Source organism: Streptomyces clavifer, from assembly GCF_036345975.1.
GTDB classification, from domain to species: Bacteria; Actinomycetota; Actinomycetes; order Streptomycetales; family Streptomycetaceae; genus Streptomyces; species Streptomyces clavifer.
On sequence record NZ_CP107793.1, the window covers coordinates 4,499,640 to 4,515,345 of the forward strand.

Consider the following 15,706-nt stretch of genomic DNA (forward strand, 5'->3'; position numbering starts at 1 on the left):
GCGATCAGCCCGTCCGGGTTGCCTGCCCGGCGGCCGGAGTGCGGCCGGGGCCGCTCGCCCGGATCATGTCGGGCCCGCGTGCCCGGTGCCGCACCTCGTCGGCCGGCGACGCCCCGCGCCGCGATGCACGGCACCGGGCCCGGCTCCCTGATCCAGCCTGATCCGGCGAAGGACCCTAGCCCCGGGCGAACACTTCCTCGGTGGTGGACGCGGTGGCGGCACGGTTGAGCCAGTGGCTGAGGAGCTGGGGGTCGCCGCAGCCGGTGATCTTCTCGCGGGTCTCGTCGTCGACCTCGACGCCGCGCGCGGCGAGGACCAGGAGCAGGCTCTTCGCCTGGCCTTCGGTCCGGCCCTCTTCTCGGCCTTCGTCCCGGATTTCTTCCGAGAGGGGTGACTTGTAGAAAGAGAGGTCCACGGCCACCAGGTTCCTCCATTGTTGTGCGGCCGGACGGTTGCCCAGGCCTTGTGCGATGAGTTCGACGATGGGCTCTGCGACTGCGTCCGGGGTGTCTCGAAGCGCGGCAGACACCGTTTTCAGTATCACACCGACGTCCGGATCACCGGCATGTGTGATGGCGGACAGCGTGGCCAGCGCGAGGTCCTTGCGGGCCTCGGCCACGTCGGTGATGACCGGAATGTTGTGCGGTCCCGCTACCAGCGGGTGCAAGGTCATCGCGGGCCACTGGGGTGCGCCGAGCGGGACCGGACGGGCCGCCCATTGGGCGGTGGCGCGGTCCTGGCAGACGATCAGCAGCATGGTGGGCAGACGGTACTTCTCCAGCAGGTAGGTGAAGTAGTACGCCCAGCTGGCGAACTTGTCGGGGTCCTTCCTGCCCTGGGCCTCGATGGCGAGGAGGAAGGGCCCGTCATTCTCCGTTTCGATGCGGAGGAGGGTGTCGACCCTGCGTTCGATGGGCCACGTTTCGGTGAGGTCTGTGGGTTCGACCCGGGTGGAGGTCGACTGCGGAAAGTCGACCCCGAGCACTTCGGAGAGGCGCGAGAACAGGCTGGGGTACTCCTGGAAGATCCGGTGCATGGCTTCGTGCGGTGAGCTGACCATGGAGGTCCGTTCGGGTCGCGGGTGGTGTTCTCGGTCGTCAGGCCGCCGTGGGCAGATCGGGTCGGCAGCCGCGGCAGTGGCCCGGATGGCGGGAGCGGAAGGCCCGGTCGCAGGTGTCGCAGTTCTGGAGCGGGATGACGAGGACTCCGCTGCGTACGGGTGCGAGCTCCTGCGTCCCGGGCAGCGGTGGCGGCAGAAGCGTGGTGACGCGGTGTCGCAGGAGCTTCGCCGGGTGCTTCAGGGGGAAGGGCAGGTCGGTGACGAGGGCCTGGCGGACGGTGTCCGGGTGGGCGTCGCGTTCGAGCCAGGTGGCGACGCCGGGGGTGAGGGCCAGGACGTCGCGCTCGGAGAGCACGAGCTGCGGCGCGTGGCGGCGCAGGTCGGCGAGGATCGCGGCGGCGGCCCGGTGCAGCTCCGGTACGGCCTCCCGCGGCTGGGGCAGCGGCGGTGGCGGAGCCGTGCGTGCGGTGGGAGCCGGTCCGTGGACGGGCGCGGGCAGCGGCACCGACGTGGGCGGGGGTCGTTCGGTCGCGGGTGCCGGGGCGCGCGGTGGTACGGGAGATGCAGGGGCCGCAGGAGCTGCGGGGGCTGCGGGGGCTGCGGCGCGACCGGCACGCTGCCGGGGGATCGTGGGGGCCGGAGCCTCGGCGCCTGGCCGGTTGTACGAGACGGTACGAGTGACGACGCGCCCGTCGGGGAGGCGTACGCGGCTGCGGTGGAGGTAGCCGGTGGCCTCGAGCTCCCGCAGGGCGGCGGCGATGCGGGTCTCGCTCTCCGGAAAGCGGCCTGCGAGGACCTTGATGCCGACCTTCGCCCCGGCGGGCAGCGACTGGATGTGCACGGCGAGCCCGAGGGCGACGAGCGAGAGGCCTCGATGCTGGGCGAGATGGTTGCCGATGACGGTGAAACCCGACGCGTGCCGGACGTTGTCGTGCATGACGCCGGACGAGGGCGGGATGCCCCCGGAGACGGGGGACGGGGCGCACGGGGGCGCGCTAACCTGCTGGGTACCCATCGGGAAGCCTCTTACTTCCTCGTGGTCAGGCCCTCGGTCGGGATTGCTGTCCCGCCGGGGGCCGTCGCATGTCTGTGGTTGTCGGGGCGAGCATATGCCCGGCAACCCGCCGCAAATCCAGCCCAGTTGCCCTAATTCACCCGTGTGAGTGACCGGGTGGTGGGTGGGGTCGGGTTGGGGTGGGGAAGGTTGTTTCTTCCAGTTCTTCAAAGCTTTATGCGTCGTGGCGAGCCGGGTCGCGGACCACCGGGTCGTGGGCCTCCGCGACCCGGTGGGGGCGGTCACGGCGCGGGGTCGATCTCGGCCCAGACGGTCTTGCGCGGGAGAGGGCCCGGGATCACGCCCCAGCGGTCGGCGAGCGCCTCCACGATCAGCAGGCCTCGCCCGGTCTCCGCGTCCGGTGCAGAGGCGGCAGGCTGCGGCAGCCGCTCGCCCCGGGTGTCGGTGACCTCGATCCGCAGCAGCCCGTCGCAGTGGGCCGCCAGGCGCAGCCGGAAGTCCCGGCCCGGTAGGCGGCCGTGGAGCATGGCGTTATTGGCCAGCTCGGCGACGATCTGCGCGGCTGCCTCCGTCGGCAGTCCCCAGTCACCCAGATGCGCGGTGGTGAGCAGCCGGGCGAGCCGGGCCGCACGCCGGGTCGGTGACAGCAGCACGGTGAACTCCCGGGTGGGAGCGGACCGTTCGGTTCGGGTGGTTTCTCGGTTCACGTCACTCAGCGTGGTCGCCCCGTGCCCCCGCCGGAAGGAGTGACGTCCGTGCCGAGTGTTCTTGTCCGGGTGTGGTCCCGATCGGTCCGGCCCGTACGCCGTGACGTGCCGAGCACGGGCGCCGTTGGACACGAGCACGACGGAGGTGGGCACGCATGGGCGTGGGCGGTGGCGGCGCGGGACACGCGGACCGCACGACGGACGGCGCGGACGGCTCGCGCTGGGACACGGACCTGGAGGACGACTCCGGGGCGGTGATGAAGGCGGTCGGCCGGCAGATCAAGCTGTGGCGCGAGTCCGCCGGTCTGAGGCAGGCGGAGCTGGGTGCCGCCATCGGGTACAGCGAGGAGATGGTCTCCTGCGTCGAGCGTGGCAGACGTGCCCCGAAGCCCGAGTTCCTGGACAACGCGGACCGGGTGCTGGAGGCGGGCGGCAAGATCGCGGCGATGCGGGGGGACGTGGCGGAGGCCCGGTACCCGAAGAAGGTGCGGGATCTGGCGCGGTTGGAGGACGACGCGGTCGAACTGGGCGCGTACAGCAACCACAACATGCATGGCCTGCTGCAGACAGAGGAGTACGCGCGAGCACTGTTCGCCATGCGGCGTCCGGCATACGGGGAGGACGAGATCGACGGCCATGTGGCCGCTCGCATGGCCAGGCAGGAGATCTTCGGCCGGCGGCCTGCCCCGCTGCTCACCTTCGTCCTGGAAGAAGTGACGCTTCGACGCCCGATCGGCGGCAGGATGGTACTGCGACGCCAGATCGAACGGCTGTTGGAGAGCGGCCGGTTGCGGCACGTGGAGATCCAGGTGATGCCGACGGACCGCGAGGAACACGCCGGGATGGCCGGGGAGCTCCGTGTGCTGAAGATCAAGGACGGCACGACGGTGGGCTACTCGGAAGCGCAGCTCACCAGCCGTCTGATCTCCGATCCCAGGGAGGTCCAGATCCTTGAGATGCGGTATGGAATGATCCGGGCCCAAGCGCTCACACCGCGTGAGTCACTGGCCTTCATCGAGAAAGTGCGAGGAGAGACATGAGCCTCAAGTCCACTGGCGGAGAAGACTTCACGCCGACCTGGTGCAAGAGCAGCTACAGCAGCAACGACGGACCCGACTGCGTCGAGGTCGCGGCTGCTCCAGGTGCGGTGCAGGTGCGCGATTCCAAGAACGTGCCGGGCCCGCAGATCGGCTTCACGTCCGACGCATGGGCGGACTTCGTGACGTACACGGCCGGCGGCTGACCCCACCGGCAGGAGCGGCAGAGGTCCTGGTGCGTCTGCGGGCGGACCAGGACCTCTGTGCGTCGGGCGTGCGGTGCGACCCTGGCTTTCGGGGGTGGCCTGCCGAGTCGGACGGGCCTGGAGGGCGACTTCCGCGCGGTGACGAGCCCGGCCGGCGGATCAAGCCATGGAGCGAGTCCACCGCGATGCGACCACCGGCCGGAGAAGTGGTCAGGTGAACAGGTCCTCGGCCTCGGTCACCGAGAGCGCCCGGGCCAGCCACTGGTCGAGCACGTCCGTGTCGGTGCAGCTGCTGACGCGGTCGCTGATGTCCTGGCCGACGGGCACGCCGCGCCGTTCCAGAATCCTCACCACGGCTTCGGCCAGGCCCTCGGCCTTCCCCTCGGCGCGCAACCGCTGCGAGGTCTCCGAGCGGAAGAATGAGAGGTCGACGGCCATGAGGTCCCTCCAGATCTGGGCGGCCGGGGTCTTTCCCAGGCCGAGTTCGGTGAGTTCGCCGAAGATGACCGCGGTCTCTTCGTCGACGGTCTTCAGTGCGGCGGCCAGGGCTTTGAGTATGGCAGGCGCATTCGGATCCTTACCATGTGTGATCGCCGAGAACGCGGCGAGCGGGACGTCGCGTGCCGCCGCGGAGGGATCGGTGACCGCCGGCACGTTGTGCGGGCCGAGGACCAGGGGCCGAACGGTCAGGGAGGGCCACTGCGGGGGGCCGATGCGAATGGGCCGTGCGGCCCAGCGTGCGGTCGACTCGTCCTGGCAGACGACGAGCAGGACCGGGCCGATGCCGTACTTGGCGTTCAGGTGTGCCAGGTAGTAGGTCCAACTGCTGTGCTTGGCCGGGTCCTTCCTCACCTGGGCCTCGACGGCGAGCAGGTACCCGTCGCCGTCGGCCGTGTCCACCCGTAAGAGGGTGTCGACCCGCCGCTCCAGCGGCTTCGTCTCGGTGAGATCCGTCGGGAGGAGCGACACGGCGACGGGGTCCGGGAACGGGATGCCCAGGGTTCTGAACGTCCTGGTGAAGATGCCTGGGTCTTCCTGGAAGATCCGGTGCATCGCCTCGTGCGATGAATTGACCATGCTCCGGACGCTAGAGCCGAATCGCCCCTGGAATATGCCAAGGGCGATTCGGCTCACTCGATGCAGTGATCAGGTCGCACCTTCGTGCGATCTTCGGCTCAGTCGGAGGCGAGGGCCGTGCGCAGCGTGGCGACGGCCTGGGCGATGGCGGCCTCGGCGGCATGGGTCCCGCGCAGGGCGTTGAGCATCACGAAGTCGTGGATGACGCCCTGGTAGCGGACGGCGGTCACCGCGACCCCCGCCTCGCGGAGCTTGGCCGCGTAGGCCTCGCCCTCGTCGCGCAGGACATCGGCCTCACCCGTGATGACGAGGGCCGGGGGCAGGCCGGTGAGCTGGTCGACGGTGGCGCGCAGCGGCGATGCGGTGATCTCGGCGCGCTGCTTCTCGTCGGTCGTGTACTGGTCCCAGAACCACTGCATCGCGTCGCGGCGCAGGAAGTAGCCCTCGGCGAACTCGTGGTACGAGGGGGTGTCGAAGGCGGCGTCGGTCACCGGGTAGAAGAGCACCTGGTGGGCGAAGGCGACGTCGCCGCGCTCCTTGGCGAGCAGGGTCAGGACCGTCGCCATGTTCCCGCCGACGGAGTCGCCGGCCACAGCCAGCCGCGCGGGGTCGAGCCGGTGGGCTGCGCCCTCGGTGGTGACCCAGCGGGCGACCGCGTAGCTCTGCTCGACGGCCACGGGGTAGCGGGCCTCGGGGGACAGGTCGTACTCCGGGAAGACGACGGCGGCCCCCGCTCCGACGGCCAGCTCGCGCACGAGGCGGTCGTGGGTGTGCGCGTTGCCGAAGACCCAGCCGGCCCCGTGGACGTACAGCACGACGGGGAGCGGCCCGTCGGCGCCGGCGGGCCGGGTGATGCGGGCCCGGACGGATCCGGTCGGGCCGCCCTCGACCGTGACCCACTCCTGTGTGACCTCGGGTGCCTCGACGGGACCGGACTGCACCTCGTCCACGGTCTTGCGGCCCTCGACCGGGCCGAGGTCGAACAGGTAGGGCGGGTTCGCGGTGGCCTCGGCGAAGGCGGCCGCCGCCGGTTCCAGTACGACAGGTCGGGGGGTGGTCTGCTCGGACACGACGGACTCCTCGGGGGACGGGACGTCCACCGGAGTGGTGGACACGAGCTGAACCATAGCGCTCGACTTAGTCGTGCACAACTTAATCGAGTGCGATGTCATCGCGGGTACCCGAAGAAGTACACTGGGCGCTCCGCCGGCGCCCCACGGCTCGCCGTCGACCGCAGTGAGGAGTCAGCCCCATGGAGACCGCCGCGAACACCCCGCCCGCCGAGGGCTCGCTCCAGCTGCGGGACCAGCTCTGCTTCGCCCTCTACGCCGCCTCGCGTGCGGTGACGGCGCGCTACCGCCCCCTGCTCGACGAGCTGGGCCTGACCTACCCGCAGTACCTGGTGATGCTGGTGCTGTGGGAGCGGGACGCCGTCTCCGTGCGGGACCTGGGTGCGGCGCTGCAGCTGGAGTCGAGCACGCTCTCGCCGCTGCTGAAGCGCCTGGAGGCGAACGGCCTGGTGCGCAGGGAGCGGCGTGCGGACGACGAGCGCTCGGTGGCGGTACGCCTCACCGGGGCCGGGGTGGACCTGCGGGAGCGGGCGCGCGCGGTGCCTCTGGCCATCGGCGACGCCATGGGGCTGACGCCCGAACAGGATGCCACCGCCAAGCAGTTGCTCCGTCTGCTGACGGAGAACGTCACCCGCGGCTGACCGGTGCGCGGCCGGGGCGGGTGGAAGCGCCGCCGGACGTGAAGGACTCCGAAACGCGCCTGCGTTTGACCGTTCCCTCGCGGGGGGTAGGATCCTGCGCCCGATTGGCCAGGCTCACGCACCGTATGGCACACTAGCCAGGTTGCTCGGTTGAGTGTCAATGCTGCGCGCCTCCCGCCGGGAGGACCGGAAGCGAGTCCCACAGTACTCGTCGGCCCCATGCGGGCCGGAAGTACGGGAATCTTCCGGGAAGCGTCAGTGGGGTACTGACCAGGCGCCCGGTGGGGTTTCACCCCCGGCAGCGCGGTTTCGGCCCGCACCCCCTTGGTTGGGATTTCCTTCGGGAGATTTTCGTAGAGGGGATGCGACACGCCCGACCGCGTGGGTCGGAGGTGGAGTTACGAGAACTCCCGGGTTCCAGAGCGTTATGAGAGACAGGACTACTAGTAGCCATGGCGGGACAGAAGATCCGCATCCGGCTCAAGGCCTACGACCACGAGGTCATCGATTCCTCGGCGAAGAAGATCGTCGAGACGGTGACGCGCACTGGTGCGTCGGTCGCGGGCCCGGTGCCGCTGCCCACTGAGAAGAACGTGTACTGCGTCATCAAGTCGCCGCACAAGTACAAGGACTCTCGCGAGCACTTCGAGATGCGCACGCACAAGCGCCTCATCGACATTCTCGACCCCACGCCGAAGACGGTTGACTCGCTGATGCGCCTCGACCTCCCGGCGGGCGTCGACATCGAGATCAAGCTCTGAGGGGACGGGCCGAGATGAGCAAGAACATCAAGGGCGTCCTGGGCGAGAAGCTCGGCATGACCCAGGTCTGGGACGAGAACAACCGGGTCGTCCCGGTGACCGTCGTCAAGGCCGGGCCGTGCGTCGTGACGCAGGTCCGTACGAACGACAGCGACGGCTACGAGTCGGTCCAGATCGCCTTCGGCGAGATCGACCCGCGCAAGGTGAACAAGCCCCTCAAGGGTCACTTCGCCAAGGCCGACGTGACCCCGCGCCGCCACATGGTGGAGCTCCGCACCCCTGACGCCAGCGAGTACACGCTGGGCCAGGAGGTCACTGCCGAGGTGTTCGAGTCCGGCGTCAAGGTTGACGTCACGGGCAAGAGCAAGGGCAAGGGCTTCGCCGGTGTCATGAAGCGTCACAACTTCAAGGGCCTCGGCGCCGGCCACGGCGTCCAGCGCAAGCACCGTTCCCCCGGTTCGATCGGTGGCTGCGCCACCCCTGGGCGTGTCTTCAAGGGCATGCGCATGGCCGGCCGGATGGGCAACGAGCGCGTCACCACCCAGAACCTGACCATCCACGCGGTTGACGCGGAGAAGGGTCTGCTCCTCATCAAGGGCGCAGTCCCCGGTCCGAACGGCGGCCTCGTCCTGGTCCGTACCGCGGCCAAGGGGGCTTGAGGTAATGAGCACCATTGACATCCTTTCGCCGGCAGGCGACAAGGCCGGTACCGTCGAGCTCCCCGCGGAGATCTTCGACGCGAAGACCAGCGTTCCGCTGATCCACCAGGTCGTTGTCGCACAGCTGGCAGCTGCCCGTCAGGGCACGCACTCGACCAAGCGCCGCGGTGAAGTCCGCGGTGGTGGCCGCAAGCCTTACCGCCAGAAGGGCACCGGCCGCGCCCGCCAGGGTTCGACCCGCGCGCCGCAGTTCGCGGGCGGTGGCGTCGTCCACGGCCCCAAGCCGCGCGACTACTCGCAGCGCACCCCGAAGAAGATGAAGGCCGCCGCCCTGCGCGGTGCCCTCTCCGACCGGGCGCGTCACTCCCGCATCCACGTCGTCACCGGCGTGGTCGAGGGTGGAGTTTCCACGAAGGCCGCCAAGACGCTGTTCGGCAAGATCTCGGAGCGCAGCAACCTGCTCCTGGTCGTCGACCGCGCCGACGAGGCCGCGTGGCTGTCCGCACGCAACCTGCCCCAGGTGCACATCCTGGAGCCGGGCCAGCTGAACACGTACGACGTGATCGTCTCTGACGACGTGGTCTTCACCCAGGCCGCTTTCGAGTCCTTCGTGTCTGGCCCCCAGACCGCTGAGACCGAAGGGAGCGACGCCTGATGAGCGAGGCGACCGTTACCAGCTCGACCATCACGAGCAAGACCTACTCGGACCCGCGTGACGTTCTCGTCAAGCCGGTCGTGTCCGAGAAGAGCTACGCGCTGCTCGACGAGAACAAGTACACGTTCATCGTCGCGCCCGGCTCCAACAAGACCCAGATCAAGCAGGCCGTGGAAGCGGTCTTCTCGGTCAAGGTCACCGGGGTCAACACGATCAACCGGCAGGGCAAGCGCAAGCGGACCAAGACCGGCTTCGGCAAGCGCGCTGACACGAAGCGCGCCATCGTGACCCTCGCCGAGGGCGACCGTATCGACATCTTCGGCGGCCCGACCTCCTAACGGAGTCGAGTCGTCCGGAATCGGACGAGGACTGAGAAATGGGTATCCGCAAGTACAAGCCGACGACCCCGGGCCGTCGTGGCTCCAGCGTCGCCGACTTTGTCGAGATCACGCGGTCCACGCCGGAGAAGTCGCTGGTCCGCCCCCTGCACAGCAAGGGCGGCCGTAACAACGCCGGTCGTGTGACCGTTCGCCACCAGGGTGGTGGCCACAAGCGCGCCTACCGCGTGATCGACTTCCGTCGTCACGACAAGGACGGCGTGCCGGCCAAGGTCGCGCACATCGAGTACGACCCGAACCGCACCGCGCGCATCGCGCTGCTGCACTACGCGGACGGCGAGAAGCGTTACATCGTCGCCCCCCGTGGTCTGTCGCAGGGTGACCGCGTCGAGAACGGTCCGACCGCAGACATCAAGCCCGGCAACAACCTGGCGCTGCGTAACATCCCGGTCGGTACGACCATCCACGCCATCGAGCTGCGGCCCGGCGGCGGCGCGAAGTTCGCCCGTTCCGCGGGTGCCTCCGTGCAGCTGCTGGCGAAGGAGGGCACGATGGCCCACCTTCGTATGCCTTCCGGAGAGATCCGGCTGGTCGACGCCCGTTGCCGCGCCACCATCGGTGAGGTCGGCAACGCCGAGCAGTCGAACATCAACTGGGGCAAGGCCGGCCGTATGCGCTGGAAGGGCGTTCGCCCGACCGTCCGCGGTGTCGCGATGAACCCGGTTGACCACCCGCACGGTGGTGGTGAAGGCAAGACCTCCGGTGGACGTCACCCGGTCTCGCCGTGGGGTCAGAAGGAGGGTCGTACTCGCTCGCCGAAGAAGGCATCGAGCAAGTACATCGTCCGCCGCCGCAAGACGAACAAGAAGCGCTAGGAGCGGGTTTAGATGCCGCGCAGTCTCAAGAAGGGGCCCTTCGTCGACGGCCACCTCATCAAGAAGGTGGACGTACAGAACGAGGCAGGCACCAAGAACGTCATCAAGACCTGGTCCCGTCGCTCGATGATCATCCCGGCCATGCTGGGTCACACCATCGCGGTGCACAACGGCAAGATCCACGTCCCGGTGTTCGTCACCGAGTCGATGGTCGGCCACAAGCTCGGCGAGTTCTCGCCGACTCGCACCTTCCGCGGCCACGTCAAGGACGACCGGAAGTCGAAGCGCCGCTAAGCGCGGGGTGGAAACGACTATGACTCACACCGAAGGGACAACCATGGAAGCCAGGGCCCAGGCGCGGTACATCCGCGTCACGCCCATGAAGGCCCGCCGAGTGGTGGACCTCATCCGTGGCATGGATGCCACGGAGGCTCAGGCGGTCCTGCGTTTCGCCCCGCAGGCCGCGAGCGTGCCGGTTGGCAAGGTGCTTGACAGCGCCATCGCCAACGCTGCACACAACTACGACCACCCTGACGCCTCTTCGCTGGTCATCAGCGAGGCGTACGTGGACGAGGGCCCGACCCTGAAGCGGTTCCGTCCGCGTGCTCAGGGCCGTGCCTACCGGATCCGTAAGCGGACCAGCCACATCACCGTGGTCGTCAGCAGCAAGGAAGGAACCCGGTAATGGGCCAGAAGGTTAACCCGCATGGGTTCCGGCTCGGCATTACCACGGACTTCAAGTCCCGTTGGTACGCCGACAAGCTGTACAAGGACTACGTCAAGGAAGACGTTGCCATTCGTCGCATGATGACGAAGGGCATGGAGCGTGCCGGCATCTCGAAGGTTGAGATCGAGCGCACCCGCGACCGCGTCCGTGTCGACATCCACACCGCCCGCCCGGGCATCGTCATCGGCCGCCGCGGCGCCGAGGCCGACCGCATCCGTGGCGAGCTGGAGAAGCTGACCGGCAAGCAGGTCCAGCTGAACATCCTCGAGGTCAAGAACCCCGAGGTCGACGCTCAGCTGGTGGCCCAGGCCGTCGCCGAGCAGCTCTCCTCCCGCGTCTCCTTCCGTCGTGCCATGCGTAAGAGCATGCAGAGCACGATGAAGGCCGGCGCCAAGGGCATCAAGATCCAGTGCGGTGGCCGCCTCGGCGGCGCCGAGATGTCCCGCTCGGAGTTCTACCGCGAGGGCCGCGTGCCCCTGCACACGCTCCGTGCGAACGTCGACTACGGCTTCTTCGAGGCCAAGACGACCTTCGGCCGCATCGGCGTGAAGGTCTGGATCTACAAGGGCGACGTCAAGAACATCGCCGAGGTTCGCGCCGAGAACGCCGCGGCCCGCGCCGGTAACCGTCCGGCTCGTGGCGGCGCTGACCGCCCGGCCGGCCGCGGTGGCCGTGGTGGCGAGCGTGGCGGTCGCGGCCGCAAGCCGCAGCAGTCCGCGCCGGCAGCGGAGGCCCCCAAGGCCGACGCTCCCGCCGCCGCTGCTCCGGCTGAGAGCACCGGAACGGAGGCCTGACCGAAATGCTGATCCCCCGTAGGGTCAAGCACCGCAAGCAGCACCACCCGAAGCGCAGCGGTATGTCCAAGGGTGGCACGCAGGTTGCGTTCGGCGAGTACGGCATCCAGGCGCTGACCCCGGCGTACGTGACGAACCGCCAGATCGAGGCAGCTCGTATCGCGATGACCCGCCACATCAAGCGTGGCGGCAAGGTCTGGATCAACATCTACCCGGACCGCCCCCTGACGAAGAAGCCTGCCGAGACCCGCATGGGTTCCGGTAAGGGTTCTCCCGAGTGGTGGATCGCGAACGTCAAGCCCGGTCGGGTGATGTTCGAGCTGTCCTACCCGAACGAGAAGATTGCTCGTGAGGCGCTCACCCGCGCTGCTCACAAGCTTCCGATGAAGTGCCGGATCGTTCGGCGCGAGGCAGGTGAGTCGTGATGTCGGCCGGTACCAAGGCGTCCGAGCTGCGCGAGCTGGGCGGCGAGGAGCTCCTCAACAAGCTCCGCGAGGCCAAGGAAGAGCTGTTCAACCTCCGCTTCCAGGCGGCGACCGGACAGCTCGAGAACCACGGTCGGCTCAAGTCCGTCCGTAAGGACATCGCCCGGATCTACACCCTGATGCGCGAGCGCGAGCTGGGCATCGAGACGGTGGAGAGCGTCTGATGAGCGAGAAGACTGTGACTGAGACCAACACCGACCGCGGTTTCCGCAAGACCCGTGAGGGTCTCGTCGTCAGCGACAAGATGGACAAGACCGTCGTCGTCGCTGTCGAGGACCGCGTGAAGCACGCGCTGTACGGCAAGGTCATCCGCCGTACGAACAAGCTCAAGGCCCACGACGAGCAGAACGCTGCAGGCGTCGGCGACCGCGTCATCATCATGGAGACGCGTCCGCTGTCCGCCACGAAGCGCTGGCGCATCGTCGAGATCCTCGAGAAGGCCAAGTAATCCCTGAGGGGGTCTCCCCTCAGGAAAGTTCCGCCAGGCTCGGCGGGGACTCCTTCACCGGAGTCCCCGCCGGGAACCGGCAGACGATCAGGAGATAGACGTGATCCAGCAGGAGTCGCGACTGCGCGTCGCCGACAACACGGGTGCGAAGGAAATTCTCACCATCCGTGTTCTCGGTGGCTCGGGTCGCCGCTACGCGGGTATCGGTGACGTCATCGTCGCCACCGTCAAGGACGCGATCCCCGGTGGCAACGTGAAGAAGGGTGACGTCGTCAAGGCCGTCATCGTTCGCACCGTCAAGGAGCGTCGTCGTCAGGATGGCTCGTACATCCGCTTCGACGAGAACGCCGCTGTCATTCTCAAGAACGACGGCGACCCCCGCGGCACCCGTATCTTCGGCCCGGTGGGCCGAGAGCTGCGCGAGAAGAAGTTCATGAAGATCATCTCGCTCGCGCCGGAGGTGCTGTAAGCATGAAGATCAAGAAGGGCGACCTGGTTCAGGTCATCACCGGTAAGGACAAGGGCAAGCAGGGCAAGGTCATTGTGGCCTACCCCACGCAGGACCGTGTTCTCGTCGAGGGTGTCAACCGGGTCAAGAAGCACACCAAGGCCGGTCAGACGGCTCGCGGCTCGCAGACGGGTGGCATTGTCACCACCGAGGCCCCGATTCACGTCAGCAACGTTCAGCTGGTCGTGGAGAAGGACGGCAACAAGGTCGTCACCCGCGTCGGCTACCGCTTTGACGACGAGGGCAAGAAGATCCGCGTTGCCAAGCGGACCGGTGAGGACATCTGATGACGACCACCACTGCGCCGCGTCTCAAGACGCGCTACCGCGAGGAAATCGCCGGCAAGCTGCGTGAGGAGTTCTCTTACGAGAACGTCATGCAGGTTCCCGGTCTGGTCAAGATCGTGGTCAACATGGGTGTGGGCGACGCCGCCCGCGACTCCAAGCTGATCGACGGTGCCGTCAGGGACCTCACCACGATCACGGGCCAGAAGCCGGCCGTGACCAAGGCCCGCAAGTCGATCGCGCAGTTCAAGCTGCGTGAGGGGCAGCCGATCGGCTGCCACGTCACCCTTCGTGGTGACCGCATGTGGGAGTTCCTGGACCGTACGCTGTCGCTCGCGCTTCCGCGTATCCGTGACTTCCGCGGCCTGTCGCCGAAGCAGTTCGACGGCCGTGGCAACTACACCTTCGGTCTCACGGAGCAGGTCATGTTCCACGAGATCGACCAGGACAAGATCGACCGGGTCCGGGGCATGGACATCACCGTGGTCACCACGGCGACCAACGACGACGAGGGTCGTGCCCTGCTTCGTCACCTCGGCTTCCCGTTCAAGGAGAACTGACCGTGGCGAAGAAGGCTCTGATCGCTAAGGCCGCCCGTAAGCCGAAGTTCGGCGTTCGCGGGTACACCCGCTGCCAGCGCTGCGGCCGGCCCCACTCCGTCTACCGCAAGTTCGGCCTGTGCCGCGTGTGCCTTCGTGAGATGGCTCACCGTGGCGAGCTGCCGGGCGTGACCAAGAGCTCCTGGTAATTCTCCTTCGCCCCTCGGGGCAGGGAGGACCAGAAAGCTCTCGGTAAGTATCTGGTCGGCAGGAGCCCCTCTCTTCATGCCGTAGGCTTGAAGGGTTGGGCGCCTGCCGCCCTGACCGACTTACTACGCCGTAGGTCCCCGCACCGCACCCGTCCCGCCACTGAGTGGGGAGAGGGATGGCGCATACAGGAAACCCCGGCGAGAGAGGCCGAAGGCCAACTCATGACCATGACTGATCCCATCGCAGACATGCTCACGCGTCTGCGTAACGCGAACTCGGCGTATCACGACGATGTCGCAATGCCGCACAGCAAGATCAAGTCGCACATCGCGGAGATCCTCCAGCAGGAGGGCTTCATCACCGGCTGGAAGGTCGAGGACGCCGAGGTCGGCAAGAGCCTCGTTCTCGAGCTGAAGTTCGGGCCGAACCGCGAGCGTTCGATTGCCGGCATCAAGCGCATTTCGAAGCCGGGTCTGCGTGTATACGCAAAGTCCACCAATCTGCCGAAGGTTCTCGGCGGCCTGGGCGTGGCGATCATCTCCACGTCCCACGGTCTCCTGACCGGCCAGCAGGCCAGCAAGAAGGGCGTAGGTGGGGAAGTCCTCGCCTACGTCTGGTAGTCGGGAACGGAGGAATAGCTCATGTCGCGAATCGGCAAGCTCCCCATCCAGGTTCCCGCCGGTGTGGACGTCACCATCGATGGCCGCACGGTCGCGGTGAAGGGCCCCAAGGGCACCCTCTCGCACACCGTTGCCGCGCCGATCGAGGTCACCAAGGGTGAGGACGGCGTGCTCAACGTCGTCCGCCCTAACGACGAGCGTCAGAACAAGGCCCTTCACGGCCTGTCCCGCACGCTGGTGGCGAACATGATCACCGGCGTGACCGCGGGATACAGCAAGGCGCTCGAGATCAGCGGTGTCGGTTACCGGGTCCAGGCGAAGGGCTCCAACCTGGAGTTCGCCCTGGGCTACAGCCACCCGATCCTCATCGAGGCTCCGGATGGCATCACCTTCAAGGTCGAGTCGCCCACGAAGTTCAGTGTCGAGGGCATCGACAAGCAGAAGGTCGGCGAGGTCTCCGCGAAGATCCGCAAGCTGCGGAAGCCCGACCCGTACAAGGCCAAGGGCGTCAAGTACGCCGGCGAGGTTATCCGCCGCAAGGTCGGAAAGGCGGGTAAGTAAGCCATGGCATACGGTGTAAAGATCGCCAAGGGTGACGCCTACAAGCGTGCCGCCCTCAAGCGCCGCCACATCCGCGTCCGCAAGCACATCTCCGGTTCGCCGGAGCGGCCGCGCCTGGTTGTGACGCGTTCCAACCGCCACATGGTCGCTCAGGTCATCGACGACATCGCGGGCCACACGCTCGCGTCGGCGTCGACCCTGGACGTCTCCATCCGTGGTGGCGAGGGTGACAAGAGCACCCTGGCCAAGCAGGTCGGGGCCCTGGTCGCCGAGCGCGCCAAGGCCGCAGGCGTCGAGACCGTCGTGTTTGACCGCGGTGGTAACAGGTACGCCGGGCGGATTGCCGCTCTGGCTGACGCCGCCCGTGAAGCCGGGCTGAAGTTCTAAGCCCCGGTTCCTACGCACAGCGGACGTAACAGAGAGAGGTAA

Annotated in this window: 26 protein-coding genes; 21 read left to right on the plus strand and 5 right to left on the minus strand. The window is 67.7% G+C overall.

Going from position 1 to position 15,706, the window contains the following annotated elements:
• Window positions 1-175 precede the first annotated feature (175 nt).
• The 3 genes from OG927_RS19705 to OG927_RS19715 form a co-directional block, all read right to left on the minus strand.
• Window positions 176-1,060, minus strand: a complete 885-nt coding sequence (locus OG927_RS19705; RefSeq protein ID WP_319104871.1) for an RpnC/YadD family protein — start codon at window positions 1,058-1,060, stop codon at window positions 176-178.
• A 37-nt stretch (window positions 1,061-1,097) separates the two neighbouring features.
• Window positions 1,098-2,075 carry a helix-turn-helix domain-containing protein gene (locus OG927_RS19710; RefSeq protein WP_209469906.1) on the minus strand — a complete coding sequence of 326 codons (978 nt, stop codon included), beginning with the start codon at window positions 2,073-2,075 and terminating at the stop codon, window positions 1,098-1,100.
• Window positions 2,076-2,356: 281 nt separating this feature from the next.
• Window positions 2,357-2,782, minus strand: a complete 426-nt coding sequence (locus OG927_RS19715; protein ID WP_330320560.1) for an ATP-binding protein — start codon at window positions 2,780-2,782, stop codon at window positions 2,357-2,359.
• A gap of 155 nt (window positions 2,783-2,937) precedes the next feature.
• On the opposite strand from OG927_RS19715, the gene OG927_RS19720 reads away from it, so the two are divergent.
• On the plus strand, window positions 2,938-3,822 hold the full coding sequence (locus tag OG927_RS19720) for a helix-turn-helix domain-containing protein (protein ID WP_209469904.1): 885 nt from the start codon (window positions 2,938-2,940) through the stop codon (window positions 3,820-3,822).
• Entirely contained in the window at window positions 3,819-4,025 is a 207-nt protein-coding gene (locus tag OG927_RS19725; protein WP_209469903.1) for a DUF397 domain-containing protein, read from the plus strand. Before OG927_RS19720 ends, OG927_RS19725 begins: the two co-directional genes overlap by 4 nt.
• Window positions 4,026-4,235: 210 nt before the next feature.
• Here OG927_RS19725 and OG927_RS19730 read toward each other — a convergent pair whose 3' ends face one another.
• Window positions 4,236-5,102: an RpnC/YadD family protein gene (locus tag OG927_RS19730; RefSeq protein ID WP_330320561.1), complete on the minus strand. Its 867-nt coding sequence runs from the start codon at window positions 5,100-5,102 to the stop codon at window positions 4,236-4,238.
• A 98-nt stretch (window positions 5,103-5,200) separates the two neighbouring features.
• The gene (locus OG927_RS19735; RefSeq protein WP_056797734.1) at window positions 5,201-6,172 is read right to left on the minus strand and encodes an alpha/beta hydrolase; all 972 of its coding nucleotides are present in this window, start codon (window positions 6,170-6,172) and stop codon (window positions 5,201-5,203) included.
• Window positions 6,173-6,354: 182 nt separating this feature from the next.
• Between OG927_RS19735 and OG927_RS19740 the strand changes: the two genes are divergently transcribed.
• From OG927_RS19740 to rplR, 19 genes are all read left to right on the plus strand, one after another.
• Window positions 6,355-6,813, plus strand: coding sequence for a MarR family winged helix-turn-helix transcriptional regulator (locus OG927_RS19740; RefSeq protein ID WP_124281385.1), 459 nt, complete (start codon window positions 6,355-6,357; stop codon window positions 6,811-6,813).
• A gap of 452 nt (window positions 6,814-7,265) precedes the next feature.
• On the plus strand, window positions 7,266-7,574 hold the full coding sequence (gene rpsJ / locus OG927_RS19745) for a 30S ribosomal protein S10 (RefSeq protein WP_003948644.1): 309 nt from the start codon (window positions 7,266-7,268) through the stop codon (window positions 7,572-7,574).
• A gap of 14 nt (window positions 7,575-7,588) precedes the next feature.
• Window positions 7,589-8,233 carry a 50S ribosomal protein L3 gene (gene rplC, locus OG927_RS19750; protein WP_056796596.1) on the plus strand — a complete coding sequence of 215 codons (645 nt, stop codon included), beginning with the start codon at window positions 7,589-7,591 and terminating at the stop codon, window positions 8,231-8,233.
• Window positions 8,234-8,237: 4 nt separating this feature from the next.
• On the plus strand, window positions 8,238-8,888 hold the full coding sequence (rplD, locus tag OG927_RS19755) for a 50S ribosomal protein L4 (RefSeq protein ID WP_056796592.1): 651 nt from the start codon (window positions 8,238-8,240) through the stop codon (window positions 8,886-8,888).
• Window positions 8,888-9,226 carry a 50S ribosomal protein L23 gene (gene rplW / locus OG927_RS19760; protein ID WP_031096361.1) on the plus strand — a complete coding sequence of 113 codons (339 nt, stop codon included), beginning with the start codon at window positions 8,888-8,890 and terminating at the stop codon, window positions 9,224-9,226. Before rplD ends, rplW begins: the two co-directional genes overlap by 1 nt.
• A 38-nt stretch (window positions 9,227-9,264) precedes the next feature.
• On the plus strand, window positions 9,265-10,101 hold the full coding sequence (rplB, locus tag OG927_RS19765; RefSeq protein ID WP_056796589.1) for a 50S ribosomal protein L2: 837 nt from the start codon (window positions 9,265-9,267) through the stop codon (window positions 10,099-10,101).
• A gap of 12 nt (window positions 10,102-10,113) precedes the next feature.
• Window positions 10,114-10,395: a 30S ribosomal protein S19 gene (gene rpsS, locus OG927_RS19770; protein ID WP_023539342.1), complete on the plus strand. Its 282-nt coding sequence runs from the start codon at window positions 10,114-10,116 to the stop codon at window positions 10,393-10,395.
• 43 nt (window positions 10,396-10,438) lie between these two features.
• Window positions 10,439-10,786: a 50S ribosomal protein L22 gene (gene rplV / locus OG927_RS19775; RefSeq protein WP_026290933.1), complete on the plus strand. Its 348-nt coding sequence runs from the start codon at window positions 10,439-10,441 to the stop codon at window positions 10,784-10,786.
• A complete protein-coding gene (gene rpsC / locus OG927_RS19780; RefSeq protein ID WP_014047784.1) occupies window positions 10,786-11,622 on the plus strand; it encodes a 30S ribosomal protein S3 in 837 nt (278 codons plus the stop codon). The genes rplV and rpsC overlap by 1 nt, the downstream gene beginning before the upstream one ends.
• Before the next feature lie 5 nt (window positions 11,623-11,627).
• Window positions 11,628-12,047, plus strand: coding sequence for a 50S ribosomal protein L16 (gene rplP / locus OG927_RS19785; protein WP_014047785.1), 420 nt, complete (start codon window positions 11,628-11,630; stop codon window positions 12,045-12,047).
• Complete coding sequence (rpmC, locus tag OG927_RS19790; RefSeq protein ID WP_033297602.1) at window positions 12,047-12,271, plus strand: 50S ribosomal protein L29; 225 nt, start codon at window positions 12,047-12,049, stop codon at window positions 12,269-12,271. Before rplP ends, rpmC begins: the two co-directional genes overlap by 1 nt.
• Complete coding sequence (rpsQ, locus tag OG927_RS19795; protein WP_031096375.1) at window positions 12,271-12,555, plus strand: 30S ribosomal protein S17; 285 nt, start codon at window positions 12,271-12,273, stop codon at window positions 12,553-12,555. The genes rpmC and rpsQ overlap by 1 nt, the downstream gene beginning before the upstream one ends.
• 100 nt (window positions 12,556-12,655) lie before the next feature.
• Window positions 12,656-13,024 (plus strand): 50S ribosomal protein L14, encoded by a 369-nt coding sequence (gene rplN, locus OG927_RS19800; RefSeq protein WP_003966950.1) that lies wholly within the window; start codon window positions 12,656-12,658, stop codon window positions 13,022-13,024.
• Between the two features lie 2 nt (window positions 13,025-13,026).
• Window positions 13,027-13,350 (plus strand): 50S ribosomal protein L24, encoded by a 324-nt coding sequence (gene rplX / locus OG927_RS19805; RefSeq protein ID WP_056796587.1) that lies wholly within the window; start codon window positions 13,027-13,029, stop codon window positions 13,348-13,350.
• On the plus strand, window positions 13,350-13,907 hold the full coding sequence (gene rplE / locus OG927_RS19810; protein ID WP_014047789.1) for a 50S ribosomal protein L5: 558 nt from the start codon (window positions 13,350-13,352) through the stop codon (window positions 13,905-13,907). The genes rplX and rplE overlap by 1 nt, the downstream gene beginning before the upstream one ends.
• Window positions 13,908-13,909: 2 nt before the next feature.
• Window positions 13,910-14,095 carry a type Z 30S ribosomal protein S14 gene (locus OG927_RS19815; protein ID WP_003948630.1) on the plus strand — a complete coding sequence of 62 codons (186 nt, stop codon included), beginning with the start codon at window positions 13,910-13,912 and terminating at the stop codon, window positions 14,093-14,095.
• Window positions 14,096-14,317: 222 nt separating this feature from the next.
• Window positions 14,318-14,716, plus strand: a complete 399-nt coding sequence (rpsH, locus tag OG927_RS19820) for a 30S ribosomal protein S8 (protein ID WP_014154584.1) — start codon at window positions 14,318-14,320, stop codon at window positions 14,714-14,716.
• Window positions 14,717-14,737: 21 nt separating this feature from the next.
• Entirely contained in the window at window positions 14,738-15,277 is a 540-nt protein-coding gene (gene rplF / locus OG927_RS19825) for a 50S ribosomal protein L6 (protein ID WP_056796584.1), read from the plus strand.
• 3 nt (window positions 15,278-15,280) lie between these two features.
• Window positions 15,281-15,664, plus strand: coding sequence for a 50S ribosomal protein L18 (gene rplR / locus OG927_RS19830; RefSeq protein WP_056796580.1), 384 nt, complete (start codon window positions 15,281-15,283; stop codon window positions 15,662-15,664).
• Window positions 15,665-15,706: the final 42 nt, after the last annotated feature.

Coding starts and splice junctions, on each gene's coding strand:
- OG927_RS19705 (WP_319104871.1), bottom strand. CDS start 1,060: ATGGTCAGCTCACCGCACGAAGCCATGCACCGGATCTTCCAGGAGTAC.
- OG927_RS19710 (WP_209469906.1), bottom strand. CDS start 2,075: ATGGGTACCCAGCAGGTTAGCGCGCCCCCGTGCGCCCCGTCCCCCGTC.
- OG927_RS19720 (WP_209469904.1), top strand. CDS start 2,938: ATGGGCGTGGGCGGTGGCGGCGCGGGACACGCGGACCGCACGACGGAC.
- OG927_RS19725 (WP_209469903.1), top strand. CDS start 3,819: ATGAGCCTCAAGTCCACTGGCGGAGAAGACTTCACGCCGACCTGGTGC.
- OG927_RS19730 (WP_330320561.1), bottom strand. CDS start 5,102: ATGGTCAATTCATCGCACGAGGCGATGCACCGGATCTTCCAGGAAGAC.
- OG927_RS19740 (WP_124281385.1), top strand. CDS start 6,355: ATGGAGACCGCCGCGAACACCCCGCCCGCCGAGGGCTCGCTCCAGCTG.
- rpsJ (WP_003948644.1), top strand. CDS start 7,266: ATGGCGGGACAGAAGATCCGCATCCGGCTCAAGGCCTACGACCACGAG.
- rplC (WP_056796596.1), top strand. CDS start 7,589: ATGAGCAAGAACATCAAGGGCGTCCTGGGCGAGAAGCTCGGCATGACC.
- rplD (WP_056796592.1), top strand. CDS start 8,238: ATGAGCACCATTGACATCCTTTCGCCGGCAGGCGACAAGGCCGGTACC.
- rplW (WP_031096361.1), top strand. CDS start 8,888: ATGAGCGAGGCGACCGTTACCAGCTCGACCATCACGAGCAAGACCTAC.
- rplB (WP_056796589.1), top strand. CDS start 9,265: ATGGGTATCCGCAAGTACAAGCCGACGACCCCGGGCCGTCGTGGCTCC.
- rpsS (WP_023539342.1), top strand. CDS start 10,114: ATGCCGCGCAGTCTCAAGAAGGGGCCCTTCGTCGACGGCCACCTCATC.
- rplV (WP_026290933.1), top strand. CDS start 10,439: ATGGAAGCCAGGGCCCAGGCGCGGTACATCCGCGTCACGCCCATGAAG.
- rpsC (WP_014047784.1), top strand. CDS start 10,786: ATGGGCCAGAAGGTTAACCCGCATGGGTTCCGGCTCGGCATTACCACG.
- rplP (WP_014047785.1), top strand. CDS start 11,628: ATGCTGATCCCCCGTAGGGTCAAGCACCGCAAGCAGCACCACCCGAAG.
- rpmC (WP_033297602.1), top strand. CDS start 12,047: ATGTCGGCCGGTACCAAGGCGTCCGAGCTGCGCGAGCTGGGCGGCGAG.
- rpsQ (WP_031096375.1), top strand. CDS start 12,271: ATGAGCGAGAAGACTGTGACTGAGACCAACACCGACCGCGGTTTCCGC.
- rplX (WP_056796587.1), top strand. CDS start 13,027: ATGAAGATCAAGAAGGGCGACCTGGTTCAGGTCATCACCGGTAAGGAC.
- rplE (WP_014047789.1), top strand. CDS start 13,350: ATGACGACCACCACTGCGCCGCGTCTCAAGACGCGCTACCGCGAGGAA.
- rpsH (WP_014154584.1), top strand. CDS start 14,318: ATGACCATGACTGATCCCATCGCAGACATGCTCACGCGTCTGCGTAAC.
- rplF (WP_056796584.1), top strand. CDS start 14,738: ATGTCGCGAATCGGCAAGCTCCCCATCCAGGTTCCCGCCGGTGTGGAC.
- rplR (WP_056796580.1), top strand. CDS start 15,281: ATGGCATACGGTGTAAAGATCGCCAAGGGTGACGCCTACAAGCGTGCC.